Below are 15,118 nucleotides of genomic sequence, written 5' to 3'. Positions count from 1 at the left end.
CGGACCGGCCGGACCGGCCACCGGCGGTCCGCTGATCGGCGTCCCGGCGGATCCGTCGAGCGTCCGGGCCCTGGTCGAGGCGTTCCAGGACGGGGTACGGCGGGCCGAGGGCGCTGTCGATCCCACGCCCCCGGCGACGGAACGGCCCCGGCTCAGCCGCCGGGTGCCCGGCGCGAACCTGTCCGTCTCCCCGGCACAGTCCGCGCCCCCCACCAGTTCCGACCCCGGCGATCCCGTCGAGGTCCGCAACCGGATCAGCGAATTCGAGGCGGGCGTCGCCCGTGCTCTGCGCGAAGTCAGTACCGACCGCCGCTACGAAGAGGACCCATCACGGTGACCAGCCCCTTCCTCCACGAGAACGTCGAACAGAGCACCACCGGCGACCTCAGTCCCGAGGCACGCACCTTCAACTGGCTGCTCGACTCGTTCACCTCCAGCACCGCCGGGGTGATGGAGGCGATCGCGGTCTCCTCGGACGGGCTGCTGATGGCCATGTCCGCGATCAAGGACCGGTCCAACGCGGAACGGCTCGCCGCCGTGGTCTCCGGCATGACCAGCCTCGCCGGGGGCGCCGCGAGCTGGTACGCGCTCGGCGCGCTCAACCGGGTGATCGTCGACATGGCCGAGGGATACCTGCTGATCAGCGCGATCAGCAGCGGCTCGGTCCTCGGCGTCGTCGCCGACCGCACGGCGAACCTGGGCACCGTGGCGTACGAGATGACGCTGTTCGCCGGACGCGCCGGCGGGGCTCTGAGTCCGCGTCTGATCGCCGAGCTGAAGAACGCCGTACAGCAATGATCCCAGGGGCCGCCGGCGCGGACCCGGAGCCGGAGCCCGGCGTCCGGATCCGCCCCTTCCTGAACGCGTCCGCTCCGGTGCCGGAGCCGGACGCGGGCGACGGGGAGCCGACCGGCCCACGCCCCTTCGTGCTGACCTCCGGACGGGTGGACGGTGACCCGGCGATCGGCCTGGAGACCCAGGTCACCGCTCGTCCGGGCAGCACCTCGTGGGCGGTGACCGCCCGGTTGGCCCCGGAGCTGGCGGCGATCGTCGCGATCTGCGCCGAGCCCGTCTCGGTGGCCGAGATCTCCGCCCGGACCCGGATGCACTTCGGGGTGACCCGGGTGCTGGTCGGCGACCTCCGGGCCGCTGGCCATCTCGACGTGCACGTCGCGGACGTCGACGACGCCCTCGATCCCGACATCATCCTGCGAGTGATTGATGGACTTCGTGCGATCTCCTGAATGGCCGGCGGCCGCCACGGGCGGGCCGGCCGCGAACAGCGCCCCGAGCCGCTACGGCGGCCCGGCGCCGCTGATCGGCCGGGCCACGCCGCCCCCGCCCACGCCGCCGCTGCCGTACCTGCCGCCGGGTGTGCCGCCGGCCGAGCCGGCCCCGATCGTCAGCCGGGTGCCGGCGCCCCGGCCGCCGATCCCGGTCAAGATCCTCATCGCTGGCGGATTCGGGGTCGGCAAGACCACCACAGTCGGTGCGATCTCCGAGATCGCGCCGCTGACCACCGAGGCGGAGATGACCACCGCCGGCATCGGCATCGACGACCCGGGCGGGGTCGCCGGCAAGACCACCACCACAGTGGCCATGGACTTCGGCTGCGTGACCATCGACCGCAGCCTGAAGCTCTACCTCTTCGGTACGCCCGGACAGGCGCGCTTCGGGTTCATGTGGGACGACCTGGCCCGGGGCGCGCTCGGCGCGCTCGTGGTGGTGGACAGCGCCCGGCTCGACGACTGCTACCCGGCGATCGACTTCTTCGAGCGGTCCGGGCTGCCGTTCGCGGTGGGCGTCAACGCCTTCGACGGCCGGCTGGCCCTGGACCTGCCGTCGATCCGCTGGGCGCTGGCGATCGGTGAGCACGTGCCGCTGGTGCAGTTCGACGCCCGGGACCGCCTCTCGGTGCGGGACGCCCTGCTCGTCGTCCTGGACCGCGCGCTGGACCGGGCCACCCGATCCCGGGCAGGCTGAACCGGCAGTCGTTTCGATCCGTTGTCTGGCGAAGGGGTGGACGCCATGAGAGGTGATCTGGACGAGACACTGGCCCGGATGGCACGGCGCGAGGAAGCGCTACGCCGCCGGGCACCGATGCCCGGCGAGCCGGCCGGGACGCCCGAGCGGGACGTACCCGCGGAGGCGGCGGACGAGCCGGGCGACGGGCGGGCGGGGCACGGCGCGTACCGGCTGCGCGGTGGTGAGACGCCGGCGCGGCGTGACCCGGTCGAGGAGGTCGCCGAGGCGGTCCGGCGGGTGGTGGCCGAGCACCCGGGGCTGGCCGTGACGCTGCGGGTGGAACTGGGCGAGCAGGCGTACCCGCTGCGGGTTTCCTGGTCCGGCACGGCGGTGACGGTGGGGCCGGCGGCGCCGCCCGCGCCGCCGCCGGCGTGGCCAATGTCGGTGAAGACGGTGCCGGCGCCTGGCCACGATCCGCTGGAGTCCGACCCGGCGGCCCGGCTGGCCGAGATGATCCGGCGCGACCCCTCGCTGCTGGACGATCCGGGCCCGCGCTGACCGGCACCCGATGATCGGGGCGGCTACTGTCGGCGGGTGGCCGAACCCGACCTGACCCTGACCGCGACGCTGCGGCCGGCCGCGCTCGACGCCCGCCGCGGCGTGGTGCGCCTGCATCCCGAGGTGCTCACCGCGTTGGCGCTGCGCCCCGGCGACCCGGTCCGCCTGACCGGCCGCCGGGTCACCGCCGGCATCGCTGCCGCCGCCGAGCCGAGCACCAGCGGCGCCCTGCTGCACGCCGACGACCTGCTGCTGGGCAATCTCGGCCTGCGGGCCGGCGGCCAGGTCACGGTGAGCCCGCTGCCGGTGGCCCCGGCACGCCGGCTCACCGTGTCCGGCCCGGCCGCTGTGGTCGCCGCGGTCCCGCCGGAGATGCTGCGGCTCGCGCTGCTCGGCAAGGTGGTCACCGCCGGGGACGACGTCTCGCTGCTGCCGCAGGACGTGCTGCCGGACGCCGCCGTGCGCGGCCTGATCGAGGCCGCGCGGCGCAGTCTGGCGAGTTCCGTCGGGTACGCCTGGACGAGCACGCTGCTCACCGTCGTGTCGGCCGAACCGGCGGTCGGCGCGCTCGTCACCATGGACACGGTGGTGGGCTGGGAACACGGTTCCGCCACCCGCGGCTCCGGCCCGGCGTCCTCCGCCTCCACCGCACGCGTCTCCGCCCCCGCCACGCCGCCCGGGACGGATCCCGACGGGGATCTGCTCGGCCCGGAGGACGCGCCCGACGTGGACGAGCTGCCCGGCCTGCGCGCCCAGGCCGAGGAGCTGACGGAGCTGCTGGACCTGGGCTTCCACCACCGTGAGGTGTTGGGCCGGCTCGGCACCACCGTCTCGCTCGGTGTGCTCGTGGAGGGCCCGGCGGGCTCGGGCAAGTCGGCGCTGGTGCGTGCCGTCGCCGCCAAGGTCGGCGCGGGCGTACGGCCGCTCTGGGCGCCGGAGCTGGCCGCGCTCAGCAACGACGCGGCGGCCCGCCGGCTGCGCGAGGCGGCCTCGGCGGTACGCGCCGGTGGTCCCGCCGTGCTGCTTGTCACCGACGTGGAGTCGATCGCCCCGGCCGACGAGCCGGGCCCGCTGGCCACCGTGTTCCGGCAGGTGGTGGCCGAGACGCTGCGGGCCGGTGCCGCAGTGGTGTGCACCAGCGGACGCCCCGAGGCGGTCGATCCGGCGCTGCGCGGCCCGGACCTGCTCGCGCTGCGGATCACCGTGCCGCTGCCCGACGCGGCGCTGCGCCGGGAACAGTTGACGGTGCTGACCCGTGAGGTGCCGCTCGCCGGTGACGTCCGGCTGGACGAGGTGGCCGGCCGTACCCCCGGTTTCGTCGCGGCGGACCTGGCGGCGCTGGTCCGCGAAGCCGGGGTACGCGCGGCGCTGCGCCAGAAGACGGCGGAGACGCCGACGGTGGCGATGGCCGACTTCACCGCCGCGCTGGAGGTGGTCCGGCCGACCACGATGTCCGTGTCCACGCTGGAGCTGGCGTCGGTGACGCTGGACGACGTGGGCGGGCTGCACGAGGTCAAGCAGACGCTCACCGAGTCGGTGCTGTGGCCGCTCACCTACCCGGACACGTTCGCCCGGCTGGGCGTGACGCCGCCGCGCGGGGTGCTGCTCTACGGTCCGCCCGGCTGCGGCAAGACCTATCTGGTGACCGCGCTGGCCGGCTCCGGGCGGGCGAACGTGCTGTCGGTGAAGGGCGCGGAGCTGCTCTCGAAGTGGGTGGGTGAGAGCGAGCGGGCGGTCCGGGAGCTGTTCCGCCGCGCCCGCCAGGCCGCGCCCACGCTGGTGTTCCTCGACGAGGTGGACGCGCTGGCCCCGGTACGCGGGCAGGCCACCGACGGCGGTACGACCGACCGGGTGGTGGCGGCGCTGCTGACCGAACTGGACGGGGTGGAGGCGCTGCGCAACGTGGTGGTGGTCGGCGCCACGAACCGCCCCGAGCTGGTCGACCCGGCGCTGCTGCGTCCCGGCCGGCTGGAACGGCTGGTCTACGTGCCGCCGCCGGACGGTCCGGCCCGCACGGAGATCCTCCGCGCCTCGGCCCGGGACGTCCCGCTCGCGCCGGACGTGGACCTCGACGCGCTCGGCGCCGAGCTGGACGGCTTCTCCGCCGCCGACTGCGCCGCGCTGGTCCGGGAGGCGGCGCTGGCAGCCATGCGGGAGTCGCTGCAGGCGAGCACCGTGACGGCCGCGCACGTCGAGGCGGCCCGGAACCGCGTCCGCCCGTCCCTGGACCCGGTGCAGCTCGCGCACCTGGAGTCGTACGCCGCCGGCCGGTCCTGACGGACCGGCCGCCTCCGGTCACCGCTCGTCGCGGCGGCGGACGGCCGGGCGGCGGGGCCGCTGCGGGACACGGCGGCGGCGCTCGGGTTCGCCCTGCCCGCGTGCCGTCCGGCTGCGGGCTCGCTCCGGCTCGGTCAGGACCGGCTCGCCGGCGTACTCGTCGTCGTCGAAGTCGTTGCCCTCGTCGTAGGCGGCGTACTCGTCGTCCGCCGGCCCGGCGTTCCCCCGTTCCTCCCGCAGCGCGGTCTCGTGGTCCTTGACCACCTGGGAGTCCTCGATCTCGCCGCGCCAGCCCTCGACCGCGTCCGGGTCGAGCACGGTCCGGGTCATCACGTGCCGGACGAAGTGCTTCAGCTCCAGCCGGACCCGGCGGCCCTGGGCCCGCCACAGGTTGCCGGTGTGCTCGAAGAAACCCTGCGGGTGGTACTCCAGCACGACCAGGATGCGGGTCAGCTCCGGGCCGACCTCGTGGAAGCTGACCGTGCCGTCGACCGAGCCCTTCTCGCCCTTCGACCGCCAGTGGATGAGCCGGTCCGGGATCTGCCGGACGATCGTCGACTCCCAGCTCCGGTGCGACCAGAGCACCTGCGCCTTCCAGGTCATCCTCTCGTCGGCGCCGCAGTCGGCCTGCTCGACCTTCTTCATGAAGCTCGGGAAGTCGCCGAACGTCGTCCACTGGTTGTAGGCGACCCGGACCGGCACGCCGACCTCGACCGTTTCGACGATGTTCGTGACCTTGAGCTTCTGGCCGCCGTCCCGGCCACGCCTGCGACCGAACGCCGCCATCAGCTTCTCCTTACCGCCGGCCAGGCCGGCCTTGACCATGGCAGTCATCGGCGAGGCACCCTCGGCGAGCCGTTGCGCACCGGTGGCGGCGGCGACCAGGCCCGGGTCGCCGCCCCGCTTCGCGTACTCGCTCAGGCGTCCGGTGGCGTCGGTGACCCGGTCGGTGACCACCTGCACGGCCCGTTCGCCGAGGGCGGTGGCGAGATTGTGCAGCTCGCCGCCGATCTGGTCGCGGGCCCGATCGGCCAGGCTGCCCGTCGCCACGGCTCACCGCCCCCGATCGGCTCGGGCCGGCACCGGCGCGGCGGGCTGGTCGTCCAGCTCCTGCTCCTCATCCGGCGCGGAACGCTCGGCGCCCGGCTTGGCACCGTTCCCGTGCGGCGCGGCACGCTCGGCGTCGGGCCGGCCCGCGCCGGTCTTGCGGCGCAACGCGCCGGCGCCCTCGCGCAGTCGCCCGCCGATCGCGTCGATGCCGTTGCCGGCGGCGGCGGTCGCGGCCGCCCGGCCCGCGGCCACCAGCGGCGGTGCCAGCCCGCCGAGGTTGCGCAGCTGCGGGTTCGCGGCCATCAGGTCCGCGCCGAGCTGCTTCAGGCCACCCGGGCGCCGGCTGGCCCGCCCGGCGGCGACCGCCGCCGCGAGCGTCAACGCGGTACGCATCTTCTTCCGGCGACCCAGCAGGTAACCGAACCCGACGGCGAACGCCACACGTGATCCGCTCTTCATCCGCTCTCCTCCGCGCTCCCCGGGGAAGTCGGGCCCCGGAGACGCGGGCAGTACCCGTCACCCCCTCGGCAAAACACTTCCGCAGGAGCACGAAACCGACCACCGATACAGCTCTGAGCAGGAGAAACGTGATCGGGGAACGAAACGGGTCAGCGGATCGGCAGGGCCGAGTCCAGGGACATCCGGGCGTGCAGTCTGCCGTCCTCCGTACGCAGTTCCGCGCCGCACTTGCGCAGCACCGAGATCGCGCCCGCGTTGTCCGGCGTGGTGTCCGCGACCACCGTGTGCATCCCGGCCGCGGCGGCGGCGTGCAGCAGCTGCCGCAGCGCGGCGGCACCGAGGCCCCGGCCCCGCGCCGACCGGCCGAGCCACATGCCGGTCTCCACGGTCCCCGGCTCGTCCCGGCGGGTCATCCGCACCATGCCGACGACCTCACCGCCGGAGACGATCGCGTACATGGCCGTGCCGGTCGGGCCGTTCAGGCCGCCGAGGCTGGCGCGGTGGAACTCGCGGAACGCGTCACGGCGGGCCAGCGACCAGCCCGCCGGGGCGTCCACCGGAGGCATGACGTCCTCCGGTTCCGCCTCAGCCGCCGCTACGGAGAGCAACGGTTCCAGGTTCCGTTCGTCCACCGGCTCCAGCCGTACAGCACCCGTCACGTCGCGCAGTCTGCCGCGCGTGGTCCGGGCCGTCCACCCCTTTGGGGAGGGATTGCCGCTATGGCCGACCGCCTCGTCCGGTCGTACCCCGGGGGTGTTCCCGCCTCACGCTGCGTTGTCATCCGACCGGACGTTCCGGCGTGAGCGTGGTCACGGCCAGCTGTCGAACTCGCAGAGCACGGCCGACGCGTCGTCGGTGCGCTTGCGTCGCCGCAGCCGGTCCGGGTGGTCCCGCTCGGCCACCCGGACCCGGTCGATCAGCCCGTCCGGGCCCTCCACCGTCAGCACCTCCAGCAGCCCGGCCCAGTCGAACAGGCCGAACTGGTCGACAGCGCAGGAAGCGCCGTCGCTGAGCAGCGCGGCCCGCCGCAGCGCACCCGGACCGCGCAGCGGAAGCGTCCCGGTCAGCGCGTGGTACGCCGCATCCGGGTCGCTCGCCGCCGCCCAGTAGCCGTGGGTGCGGTTCATCCGGGTCCGCTGCACAGTCGTCGCGCGCCGGAACCGGGTCGCCGGGTCGGTCTCGCCGTCGGGCAGCGCGGCGGCGCTGCGACGCAGGTCCGCCACCGCGTCCGCGAGCCGGTCGTCGGTGACCACCTCGATCCCGCGGTCGGTGTCGAGCACCAGCGGGCTGTCGCAGAGCACCAGGTAGTCGACCCGGTCGCCGCCGGCCCGCAGCAGGCAGACGGTGGACGACGGGGTGCCGGGATGGTCGAGGTCGCACGTCCCGCCGTGGTCGGCCCGTACCGCGAGGATCGCCGCCGCGAGGCTGCTCATCAGCGTGGCGGCGGGACGGGCCGCGACCGCCAGGCCGATCCGGGCAGCCAGGTGGCGGACGTACCAGGCGGGGCCGTGCGCGCAGCCGGTGTCGAAGCCCTCGGGCACCGTGGCCCCGTCGAGGACGCCCACGAGCGGGCCGAACCGGAAGACCACGTCCTCGTTCTCCGGCCGGCCGGGGGCCGGGTCGGAGGCGGAACGCACCCGCATCACCGGCGCCTGCGCGGCCGGGCGGGCCGGGCTGCTGCCGATCGCGTACCTGCGGTCTGGTGCCCCCATCGTCGGCCTCCGTTCTCGTCTCCGGCCGCCTACCCGGACCGCGCCGGGTCATCCGCCGCCGACCCCGATCGTGGTAACCGTGCGTCATCTTCCCCGCACCTTCGGTAGCGTCGAACGCGACCGGGTCGGTCCCGGTGACAGGGGGTACGAGATGTTGGAGCGGTTGCACGAGGGCGGCATCCGGGCGGAGCACGCCTACCTCGCCGGATTCGTCAGCATCGGCCTCTCGGTCACCAGCTGGTTCCTCTCCAAGCACATGGAGCGCGCCGGGGTGGCGCGGGCGGACCGCTGGGGCATCTTCATCGGCGAGTGGGCGCCCACGTTCTTCGCCATCGGCAACGGGCTGCGCACGTACGAGAAGTGACGCCGGTCAACGACGCCGGTTGCGGGCGCGCGACGACCGCAGCCGGCGCAGCCGGCCGATCAGCACCGGCTCGGAGGCGAGCGCGGCCGGGTGGTCGAGCAGGGCGTTGAGGAGTTGGTAGTAGCGGGTCGCGGAGAGCCCGAAGGTGTCCCGGATGGCCTGCTCCTTGGCGCCGGCGTGCTTCCACCACTGCGCCTCGAAGGCGAGGATCCGCTGCTCCCGCTCGGTGAGGCCGGCCGGCGTCGGGCCCGCACCGGCCGCGTCCGCCGCATCCGGACCGGCCTGCTCGACGGGCGCGGCGGACTCGACGGGCGGCGAGGCGGGCACGGCCGTGACAGGTTCGGCGGGCCGAGCGGACTCCGACGGCTCCGAGGGTGCCGTGGACTCGACGGGCGGAGCGGTGCGCGGCGGCGGAACGGTCCCGCCCGCGTGGCGCGTACCCGCTGCCGGGCCGGACCGGTCGACGGCGGCCCGCTGCGAGGCGTCGGCGGACATGGCGCTCCTCTCCGACGGCGGGTGACCGGCACGCGGAGCGCGCCGGCCGGGGGAGCCCCAGCGTAACCAGGGCCGCCCCCGGCCGCATCGGACGCGGGGTCCGCGCCGCCGGGGGGAGCCGGCGGCGCGGACCAGGTCAGGCGATGTCCCGACGCCGCATCGCCCAGAACGCGGCCACCACCGCACCCACCAGCGCCACGCCGAACACCACCGCCGACTGCTGCCAGGTGACGACGTACGTCGCAGGCTCGCAGGCGCCCTGGGAGAACTGGCAGGTGTCGTAGTCGAACAGCTCCGCCTGCTTCAGGAACCACGACTGGGCGTACGTGGACAGCACGTACCGGTCACCGAACTGGACGCCGAGCACCGCCACCGCGATCCGGATGCCGATCTCGCTCACCGCGAAGATGCCCACCGCCGCGCCGAGCGCCATCGCCGTGTGCCGGCCGAGCGAAGCCAGCGCGAACCCGACCGCCGCCACGAGCAGCGTCATCCCCAGCGCCCGCAGACCGTCCAGCCCGATCGACTGCCACACTCCGGCGGTCATCTTCGCGGTGCTGCCGCGCTGGCTGGCGATCAGCCAGAACGCCGCCGTCCAGAGCGCGCCGAGCACCACTGTCAAACCGAACACGGTGGTGAGCAGGGCGGCCAGCTTCGTGCCCAGCACGGTCAGCCGTTTCGGCCGCCAGAGCAGCAGGTTCATCATTCCGCCGGTGTTCCACTCGGCGCCCACGAAGGAGGCGCCGACGATGAAGCCGAACAGCGCCACGGAGGCGGCGAACACGGCGATGAACAGGGGGAACTCGGCCCGGAAGTCGAACTGGTACGGCAGGTACCACTTCGCCTCGAACATGTCGGGCTGCGGCTGGTAGTCCTTGCCGCAGTTCGGGCCGTACCGTTCCTCGGTCTTCTCGCCGCGCGCCTGAGCCGCCTCGCACTCCGCGATGGTGCGCTTCCAGTCCGTCATCGCGGACTGGTAGTCGTTGTTCGCCTTGGCCTCGGCCTCGGCCACCACGACGGGCGAGAGCTTCTCGCTGGAGAAGCTGAACGCGGTCGCGACGGTGGCCAGGCCGAGCACCAGCAGCACGAGCATCAGCCGGGTCACCCGGCGCTTGCCGAGCCGGCGCAGCTCGGTGACGAACAGGCTCATGCGCCCCAACCTCCTGCGGTGCCGGTCTGGTCGACCTTGGCGGACTGATCGACCTGACGGTGCTGGCCGGGGACCGGCGCGGTGGCGGTCAGTTCGAGGAAGACGCTCTCCAGGTCGACAGCGACCGGGGTGAGCTCGCTGACGTACAGGCCCTGCTCGGCGAGCAACCGGCTGACGGTGGCCGGCTTGTCCACGCCGGACAGCATCAGGTGGTCCGGCTCGGCGGCCACGTGGACCCCGGCCCGGGTGAGCGCGTCGGCGGCCTGCGGCAGGTCGTCGACCGCCTCCAGGCGTACCCGCACGGCGCCCTGGGAGTGGGCGGCGAGCACCTGGTCGACAGGCCCGAACGCGACCCGGCGGCCGAGCGAGATGATGGTGACCGAGTCGCAGATGAGCTGGATCTCGCCCAGGATGTGGCTGGAGAGCACCACTGTCATCCCGGCCTCGGACAGCTCCCGCATCAGCCCGCGCATCTCCCGGATGCCGCCCGGGTCGAGGCCGTTCGCCGGCTCGTCGAGGATCAGCAGCTTGGGGTTCTTGAGCAGCGCGGAGGCGACCGCGAGGCGCTGCTTCATGCCGAGCGAGTAGGTCTTGACCCGCTCGCCGGCCCGGTCGCGCAGCCCGACCAGCTCCAGCACCTCGTCCACGCGCTGCTTGGGCAGCTCACCGGCCTGGGCGAGCAGGCCGAGCGTGTCCCGGGCGGTGAAGTGCGGGAAGAACTGCGGACTCTCCACGATGGCGCCCACCTGACCGGCGACCGCCGGCAGCGCGTGCGGCAACTCCTGGCCGAGGATGGCCATCCGGCCGCCGTTCGGCTTGATCAGGCCGAGCAGCGTCCGCAGCGTGGTGGTCTTGCCCGAACCGTTCGGGCCGAGGAAGCCGTGCACCTGACCGGCTTCCACTCGCATGTCGAAGCCGTCGAGCGCGTGGCGAACCCCGCGTTTCCGGCTCCGGTACGTCTTGCGGAGACCTTCGATCTCCAGGACAGCCGACACAGCTGACCTCCCCCGATAAGTAGGCGTCAGCGACACCATACGCGGTATGCACCGGAAGGCAATACCCGGTATGCAGTGTCGGCGCGTTAAAAGGGGCCCCTCCTCTACCGCAGGCGTTAAGAAGGGGCCCTTCCTTGCGCGTCAGGCGCAGACGACGTGGACGCCCGCCTCACGGAACGCCGCCACCACGTCCGGCGACGCGCCGGAGTCGGTCACCAGCGTCTCGACCCGGTCCACCGGGCAGATCCGGGCGAACGCGTGCCCGCCGAGCTTCGACGAGTCGGCTATCACGACGACCCGCTTGGCCCGGGCCACCATGAGGCTGTTCATGGCCGCCTCGCCCTCGTGGTGCGCGGCGGCGCCGAGCTGCGGGTCGATCGCGTCCACGCCGAGCAGCGCCACGTCCAGCGTGACCTCGCGCAGCAGCGCCCCGCCGAGCGGGCCGACCAGCTCGAACGACTTCGGCCGGACCACGCCGCCGGCCACCACCACCTTCATCCGCGAGCGCACCAGCAGCTCGTTGGCGATGTTCAGCGCGTTCGTGACCACTGTGAGCTGGGCGCCCTCGGCGCTGGTGTTGAGATCCGGGCGGACGGCGAGCGCCCGCGCCACCTCGGTGCTCGTGGTGCCGCCGTTGAGACCGACGACGGTGCCCGGCGACACGAGCGCGGCGGCGGCGGTGCCGATCCGCTGCTTCTCGGCCGAGTGTTTCGCGGTCTTGTAGCGCAGCGGCAGGTCATAGGAGACGCCGTTGGCGACCGCGCCACCCCGGGTACGGGTGATCATCTGCTGCTGGGCCAGCTGGTCGAAGTCGCGCCGGATGGTGGCCTGGGAGACGTCGAGCCGCCCGGCCGCCTCCTCGACGCTGACGCGGCCGCTGTCGGTCAGCATCTCCAGCAGCGCGTTCCAGCGCGCGTAGCGGTCCACCGCGGGGCCCTCCCCAGACTGTGCGTGAACGGTGATCGGTTGCGTGCACACTAGTGCGCGAAAATGGGTCCGCGCAAAACCCTGCTCTGCGCGAACAGGGAGACGGTTGCCACGACCACCAGGTTTCGCGCAGAATGACGCGCGAAAGGCGGCCGTATCGCGCCGTATTGCGCAAGGTCTCCCCTGGGGAGGAGTTGTCATGGCGTACGTGCACGCGGAGATCGCGAGCCAGCCCGACTGCTGGCGGGAGGCGGCGCGACTCGCCCCGACCGTCGCCGAGCACCTGCCGCGCCCCGGCGAGCGGGTCGCCGTGGTCGGTTGCGGCACGTCGTGGTTCATGGCGATGGCGTACGCCGGGCTGCGCGAGGCCGCCGGCCAGGGCGAGACCGACGCCTTCCAGGCCAGCGAGTTCCCGGCCGGCCGCCACTACGACCGGCTCATCGCGATCACCCGCTCCGGCACCACCACCGAGGTGCTCGACCTGCTCACCGCGCTGCGCGGGCGGATCCCCACCACGGTCCTGGTCGGCGACCCGGACTCGGCCGCCGTCGCGCTCGCCGACGCCACAGTCGCGCTGCCCTTCGCCGACGAGCGGTCGGTGGTGCAGACCCGCTTCGCCACCACCGCGCTCGCGCTGCTGCGCGCCCACCTCGGCGAGGACCTCGGGCGGCTGGCCGCCGACGCCGAGGTCGCCGTCCGCGCCCCGCTGCCGATCGACCCGGCCGGCATCGAGCAGGTCACCTTCCTCGGTCGCGGCTGGACCGTCGGGCTGGCCCAGGAGGCCGCGCTGAAGTGCCGCGAGGCGGCCACGTTCTGGGCCGAGGCGTACCCGGCGATGGACTACCGGCACGGCCCGATCTCGGTCGCCGCGCCCGGCCGGCTGGTCTGGGCGCTCGGCGAGATCCCGGACGGCCTGTCCGAGGACGTGGCCGCGACCGGCGCCGCGTTCGTGCACAGCCGCACGCACGGCTGGCGCACGGTGCTGACGAGCTGGTCGGCGGGCCGCAACCCGGTCGACCCGATGGCCGACCTGATCCTGGCCCAGCGCTTCGCGGTCGCGCTCGCCACCAGCCGCGGTCTCGACCCGGACGCGCCCCGCCACCTGACCCGGTCCGTGGTCCTGGCATGAGCGAACGCGACGAGGTCGTCGTCGCGCTGGACGTGGGCGGCACCGGGATGAAGTGCGCCCTGGTCCGGCCGGACGGCACGACTGTGCACACCGAACGGCACGCCACCGGTGCCGAGCGCGGCCCGGAGGCGGTGGTCGGCACGATCCTCGACGTGGCCGAAGGGCTCGCCGGCAAGGCCCGCGCCGACGGCCGTACGCCGGTGGCCTGCGGCATCGCCGTACCCGGAGTGGTCGACGAGGCGCGCGGCGTCGCGGTCTGGTCGGCGAACGTGGGCTTCCGGGACGTACCCCTGCGGGAGCTGGCGGGCACGCGGCTGGGACTGCCGGCGGCGCTCGGCCACGACGTGCGGGCGGGTGGCCTGGCCGAGGCCCGGCTCGGCGCCGGGCGGGACGGCGGCCATGTGCTGTTCGTCGCGATCGGCACCGGCATCGCCGCCGCCCACGTGGTCGACGGGTCGGCCGCCACCGGCGCGCACGGCGCCGCCGGGGAGATCGGCCACATCCTGGTACGCCCCGGCGGCCCGCGCTGCGGATGCGGGCGGACCGGCTGTCTGGAGGCGGTGTCGTCGGCGTCGGCGATCGGGCGCCGGTACGCCGAGCTGTCCGGTGCGCCCACCACCGCCGCCCAGGTGGCCGACCGCGCGGCGGCCGGTGAGCCGCTCGCCGTGGAGGTGTGGCAGGAGGCGGTCGAGGCGCTCGCCGACGGACTCGCCACCGGGCAGGCGCTCTACGATGTGTCGACAGTGGTGGTCGGCGGCGGGCTGGCCCAGGCCGGTCCCCGGCTGTTCGACCCGCTGCGGACGGCGTTGCGGGAGCGGCTGACGTTCCACCGCGAGCCGCGCCTGGTCGCGGCCGACCTCGGTGACGAGGCCGGCTGCCTGGGCGCCGCCCTGCTGGCCCTGGACATCCTGGCGAAGGAGAGTCGATGACCCGGCGCGTGACCGGCAAGGTGGTGACCCCGACCGGTGTCATCCGGCAGGGTTGCGTGGAGATCGCGGACGGGCGGATCACCGCCGTGGCCGAGTATCCGTCGGTGCGCGACGGCCACTGGATCGTGCCGGGCTTCGTGGACATGCACACCCACGGCGGCGGCGGGCACACGTTCACCACAGGCGACGCGGAGTCGGCCCGGCAGGCCGCCGCGTTCCACCTCGGGCACGGCACCACCACACTGCTGGCGAGCCTGGTCAGTTCCCCGTTCGAGCTGATGCGCGACGCGACCGCCGCCTACCGTCCGCTGGTGGAGTCCGGCGTGCTCGCCGGCGTCCACTTCGAAGGCCCGTACCTGTCCGCCGACCGCTGCGGCGCGCAGAACCCGGAGTTCCTGCGCGACCCGTCGACCGCCGAGCTGACCGAGCTGATCGAGCTGGGCGGCGGCGCCGTACGCATGGTCACCATCGCTCCCGAGCGTGACGGCGCCACCAAGGCGATCGAGCTGCTGGTGTCGCATGGCGTGGTCGCGGCGGTCGGGCACACCGACGCCACCTGGGAGCAGACCCGGGCGGCGGTGGCGGCGGGCGCGACGGTCGGCACCCACCTGTTCAACGGGATGCGCCCGGTGCACCACCGCGAGCCCGGCCCGGTGGTGGCGCTGCTGGAGGCCCCGAACGTGGTGTGCGAGCTGGTCGCCGACGGCGTGCACCTGCACGACGGCATGCTCGGCTTCGCCACCTCGGTGGCCGGGCCGGAGCGGGCCGCGCTGATCACCGACGCGATGGCCGCCGCCGGGATGCCGGACGGCGAGTACGAGCTGGGCGGCCAGGCGGTCACCGTGTCCGGCGGGGTCGCCCGGCTCAGCCGCGACGGCGCGATCGCCGGCAGCACGCTCACCATGGACGCGGCGCTGCGGCACGCGGTCGGCGCGGGCGTGGCCCTGCCGGACGCCTGCCGGATGGTCGCCACCACGCCGGCCCGGGCGATCGGCCTGGGCGACCGCGTGGGCGCGCTGCGCACCGGCCTGCGCGCCGACCTGGTGGTGCTGGACGACGACCTGGACGTGGTGCGGGTGATGCGCGGCGGCGACTGGGTGGAGTGATC

17 protein-coding genes and 1 pseudogene are annotated in these 15,118 nt (G+C 74.2%); 10 read left to right on the top strand and 8 right to left on the bottom strand.

The window, feature by feature from the left end:
• The 6 genes and pseudogenes from ACPCK6_RS07250 to ACPCK6_RS07225 all read left to right on the top strand — a co-directional run.
• Window positions 1–337 (top strand): annotated as a pseudogene (locus tag ACPCK6_RS07250) (histidine kinase); the annotation flags it as partial.
• Window positions 334–798 carry a roadblock/LC7 domain-containing protein gene (locus ACPCK6_RS07245; RefSeq protein WP_013288866.1) on the top strand — a complete coding sequence of 155 codons (465 nt, stop codon included), beginning with the start codon at window positions 334–336 and terminating at the stop codon, window positions 796–798. The pseudogene ACPCK6_RS07250 and the gene ACPCK6_RS07245, both read left to right, overlap by 4 nt.
• On the top strand, window positions 795–1,244 hold the full coding sequence (locus tag ACPCK6_RS07240; RefSeq protein WP_018787957.1) for a DUF742 domain-containing protein: 450 nt from the start codon (window positions 795–797) through the stop codon (window positions 1,242–1,244). Before ACPCK6_RS07245 ends, ACPCK6_RS07240 begins: the two co-directional genes overlap by 4 nt.
• The gene (locus tag ACPCK6_RS07235; RefSeq protein ID WP_013288868.1) at window positions 1,222–1,983 is read left to right on the top strand and encodes a GTP-binding protein; all 762 of its coding nucleotides are present in this window, start codon (window positions 1,222–1,224) and stop codon (window positions 1,981–1,983) included. Before ACPCK6_RS07240 ends, ACPCK6_RS07235 begins: the two co-directional genes overlap by 23 nt.
• 45 nt (window positions 1,984–2,028) lie before the next feature.
• A complete protein-coding gene (locus ACPCK6_RS07230) occupies window positions 2,029–2,523 on the top strand; it encodes a hypothetical protein (protein WP_423480693.1) in 495 nt (164 codons plus the stop codon).
• 36 nt (window positions 2,524–2,559) lie between these two features.
• Window positions 2,560–4,800 (top strand): AAA family ATPase, encoded by a 2,241-nt coding sequence (locus ACPCK6_RS07225; protein WP_423480692.1) that lies wholly within the window; start codon window positions 2,560–2,562, stop codon window positions 4,798–4,800.
• An 18-nt stretch (window positions 4,801–4,818) separates the two neighbouring features.
• Here ACPCK6_RS07225 and ACPCK6_RS07220 read toward each other — a convergent pair whose 3' ends face one another.
• From ACPCK6_RS07220 to ACPCK6_RS07205, 4 genes are all read right to left on the bottom strand, one after another.
• Entirely contained in the window at window positions 4,819–5,850 is a 1,032-nt protein-coding gene (locus ACPCK6_RS07220; protein ID WP_423480691.1) for an SRPBCC family protein, read from the bottom strand.
• Between the two features lie 3 nt (window positions 5,851–5,853).
• A complete protein-coding gene (locus tag ACPCK6_RS07215) occupies window positions 5,854–6,309 on the bottom strand; it encodes a hypothetical protein (RefSeq protein ID WP_423480690.1) in 456 nt (151 codons plus the stop codon).
• 149 nt (window positions 6,310–6,458) lie between these two features.
• Entirely contained in the window at window positions 6,459–6,968 is a 510-nt protein-coding gene (locus ACPCK6_RS07210; RefSeq protein WP_396880946.1) for a GNAT family N-acetyltransferase, read from the bottom strand.
• 150 nt (window positions 6,969–7,118) lie between these two features.
• Complete coding sequence (locus ACPCK6_RS07205) at window positions 7,119–8,021, bottom strand: hypothetical protein (RefSeq protein WP_423480689.1); 903 nt, start codon at window positions 8,019–8,021, stop codon at window positions 7,119–7,121.
• A 151-nt stretch (window positions 8,022–8,172) separates the two neighbouring features.
• Here ACPCK6_RS07205 and ACPCK6_RS07200 point away from each other — a divergent pair, with 151 nt between their 5' ends.
• The gene (locus tag ACPCK6_RS07200) at window positions 8,173–8,385 is read left to right on the top strand and encodes a hypothetical protein (protein ID WP_013288875.1); all 213 of its coding nucleotides are present in this window, start codon (window positions 8,173–8,175) and stop codon (window positions 8,383–8,385) included.
• A gap of 6 nt (window positions 8,386–8,391) precedes the next feature.
• Here ACPCK6_RS07200 and ACPCK6_RS07195 read toward each other — a convergent pair whose 3' ends face one another.
• From ACPCK6_RS07195 to ACPCK6_RS07180, 4 genes are all read right to left on the bottom strand, one after another.
• Window positions 8,392–8,880 carry a DUF3263 domain-containing protein gene (locus ACPCK6_RS07195; RefSeq protein ID WP_423480688.1) on the bottom strand — a complete coding sequence of 163 codons (489 nt, stop codon included), beginning with the start codon at window positions 8,878–8,880 and terminating at the stop codon, window positions 8,392–8,394.
• 136 nt (window positions 8,881–9,016) lie between these two features.
• Window positions 9,017–10,030, bottom strand: a complete 1,014-nt coding sequence (locus ACPCK6_RS07190; RefSeq protein WP_396880943.1) for an ABC transporter permease subunit — start codon at window positions 10,028–10,030, stop codon at window positions 9,017–9,019.
• Window positions 10,027–11,025, bottom strand: coding sequence for an ATP-binding cassette domain-containing protein (locus tag ACPCK6_RS07185; protein ID WP_423480687.1), 999 nt, complete (start codon window positions 11,023–11,025; stop codon window positions 10,027–10,029). Before ACPCK6_RS07185 ends, ACPCK6_RS07190 begins: the two co-directional genes overlap by 4 nt.
• A 141-nt stretch (window positions 11,026–11,166) precedes the next feature.
• A complete protein-coding gene (locus ACPCK6_RS07180; RefSeq protein ID WP_013288879.1) occupies window positions 11,167–11,952 on the bottom strand; it encodes a DeoR/GlpR family DNA-binding transcription regulator in 786 nt (261 codons plus the stop codon).
• 199 nt (window positions 11,953–12,151) lie between these two features.
• Here ACPCK6_RS07180 and ACPCK6_RS07175 point away from each other — a divergent pair, with 199 nt between their 5' ends.
• From ACPCK6_RS07175 to nagA, 3 genes are read left to right on the top strand one after another with little or no spacing between them, the layout of a single operon-like run.
• A complete protein-coding gene (locus ACPCK6_RS07175) occupies window positions 12,152–13,081 on the top strand; it encodes an SIS domain-containing protein (protein WP_318335905.1) in 930 nt (309 codons plus the stop codon).
• On the top strand, window positions 13,078–14,010 hold the full coding sequence (locus ACPCK6_RS07170) for an ROK family protein (RefSeq protein WP_396880941.1): 933 nt from the start codon (window positions 13,078–13,080) through the stop codon (window positions 14,008–14,010). Before ACPCK6_RS07175 ends, ACPCK6_RS07170 begins: the two co-directional genes overlap by 4 nt.
• A complete protein-coding gene (gene nagA, locus ACPCK6_RS07165; protein ID WP_423480686.1) occupies window positions 14,007–15,116 on the top strand; it encodes an N-acetylglucosamine-6-phosphate deacetylase in 1,110 nt (369 codons plus the stop codon). The genes ACPCK6_RS07170 and nagA overlap by 4 nt, the downstream gene beginning before the upstream one ends.
• The last annotated feature ends 2 nt before the right edge of the window (window positions 15,117–15,118 follow it).

Origin of the sequence: Micromonospora sp. AB353 (assembly GCF_049538395.1) — a bacterium.
GTDB classification, from domain to species: Bacteria; Actinomycetota; Actinomycetes; order Mycobacteriales; family Micromonosporaceae; genus Micromonospora; species Micromonospora aurantiaca.
This window is presented reverse-complemented; position numbering and strand designations above follow the sequence as displayed.

Bases quoted from the DNA above. Each gene is read 5' to 3' on its own strand.
- ACPCK6_RS07240 (WP_018787957.1), top strand. From the start codon at position 795: ATGATCCCAGGGGCCGCCGGCGCGGACCCGGAGCCGGAGCCCGGCGTC.
- ACPCK6_RS07235 (WP_013288868.1), top strand. From the start codon at position 1,222: ATGGACTTCGTGCGATCTCCTGAATGGCCGGCGGCCGCCACGGGCGGG.
- ACPCK6_RS07230 (WP_423480693.1), top strand. From the start codon at position 2,029: ATGAGAGGTGATCTGGACGAGACACTGGCCCGGATGGCACGGCGCGAG.
- ACPCK6_RS07215 (WP_423480690.1), bottom strand. From the start codon at position 6,309: ATGAAGAGCGGATCACGTGTGGCGTTCGCCGTCGGGTTCGGTTACCTG.
- ACPCK6_RS07205 (WP_423480689.1), bottom strand. From the start codon at position 8,021: ATGGGGGCACCAGACCGCAGGTACGCGATCGGCAGCAGCCCGGCCCGC.
- ACPCK6_RS07200 (WP_013288875.1), top strand. From the start codon at position 8,173: ATGTTGGAGCGGTTGCACGAGGGCGGCATCCGGGCGGAGCACGCCTAC.
- ACPCK6_RS07195 (WP_423480688.1), bottom strand. From the start codon at position 8,880: ATGTCCGCCGACGCCTCGCAGCGGGCCGCCGTCGACCGGTCCGGCCCG.
- ACPCK6_RS07190 (WP_396880943.1), bottom strand. From the start codon at position 10,030: ATGAGCCTGTTCGTCACCGAGCTGCGCCGGCTCGGCAAGCGCCGGGTG.
- ACPCK6_RS07175 (WP_318335905.1), top strand. From the start codon at position 12,152: ATGGCGTACGTGCACGCGGAGATCGCGAGCCAGCCCGACTGCTGGCGG.
- ACPCK6_RS07170 (WP_396880941.1), top strand. From the start codon at position 13,078: ATGAGCGAACGCGACGAGGTCGTCGTCGCGCTGGACGTGGGCGGCACC.
- nagA (WP_423480686.1), top strand. From the start codon at position 14,007: ATGACCCGGCGCGTGACCGGCAAGGTGGTGACCCCGACCGGTGTCATC.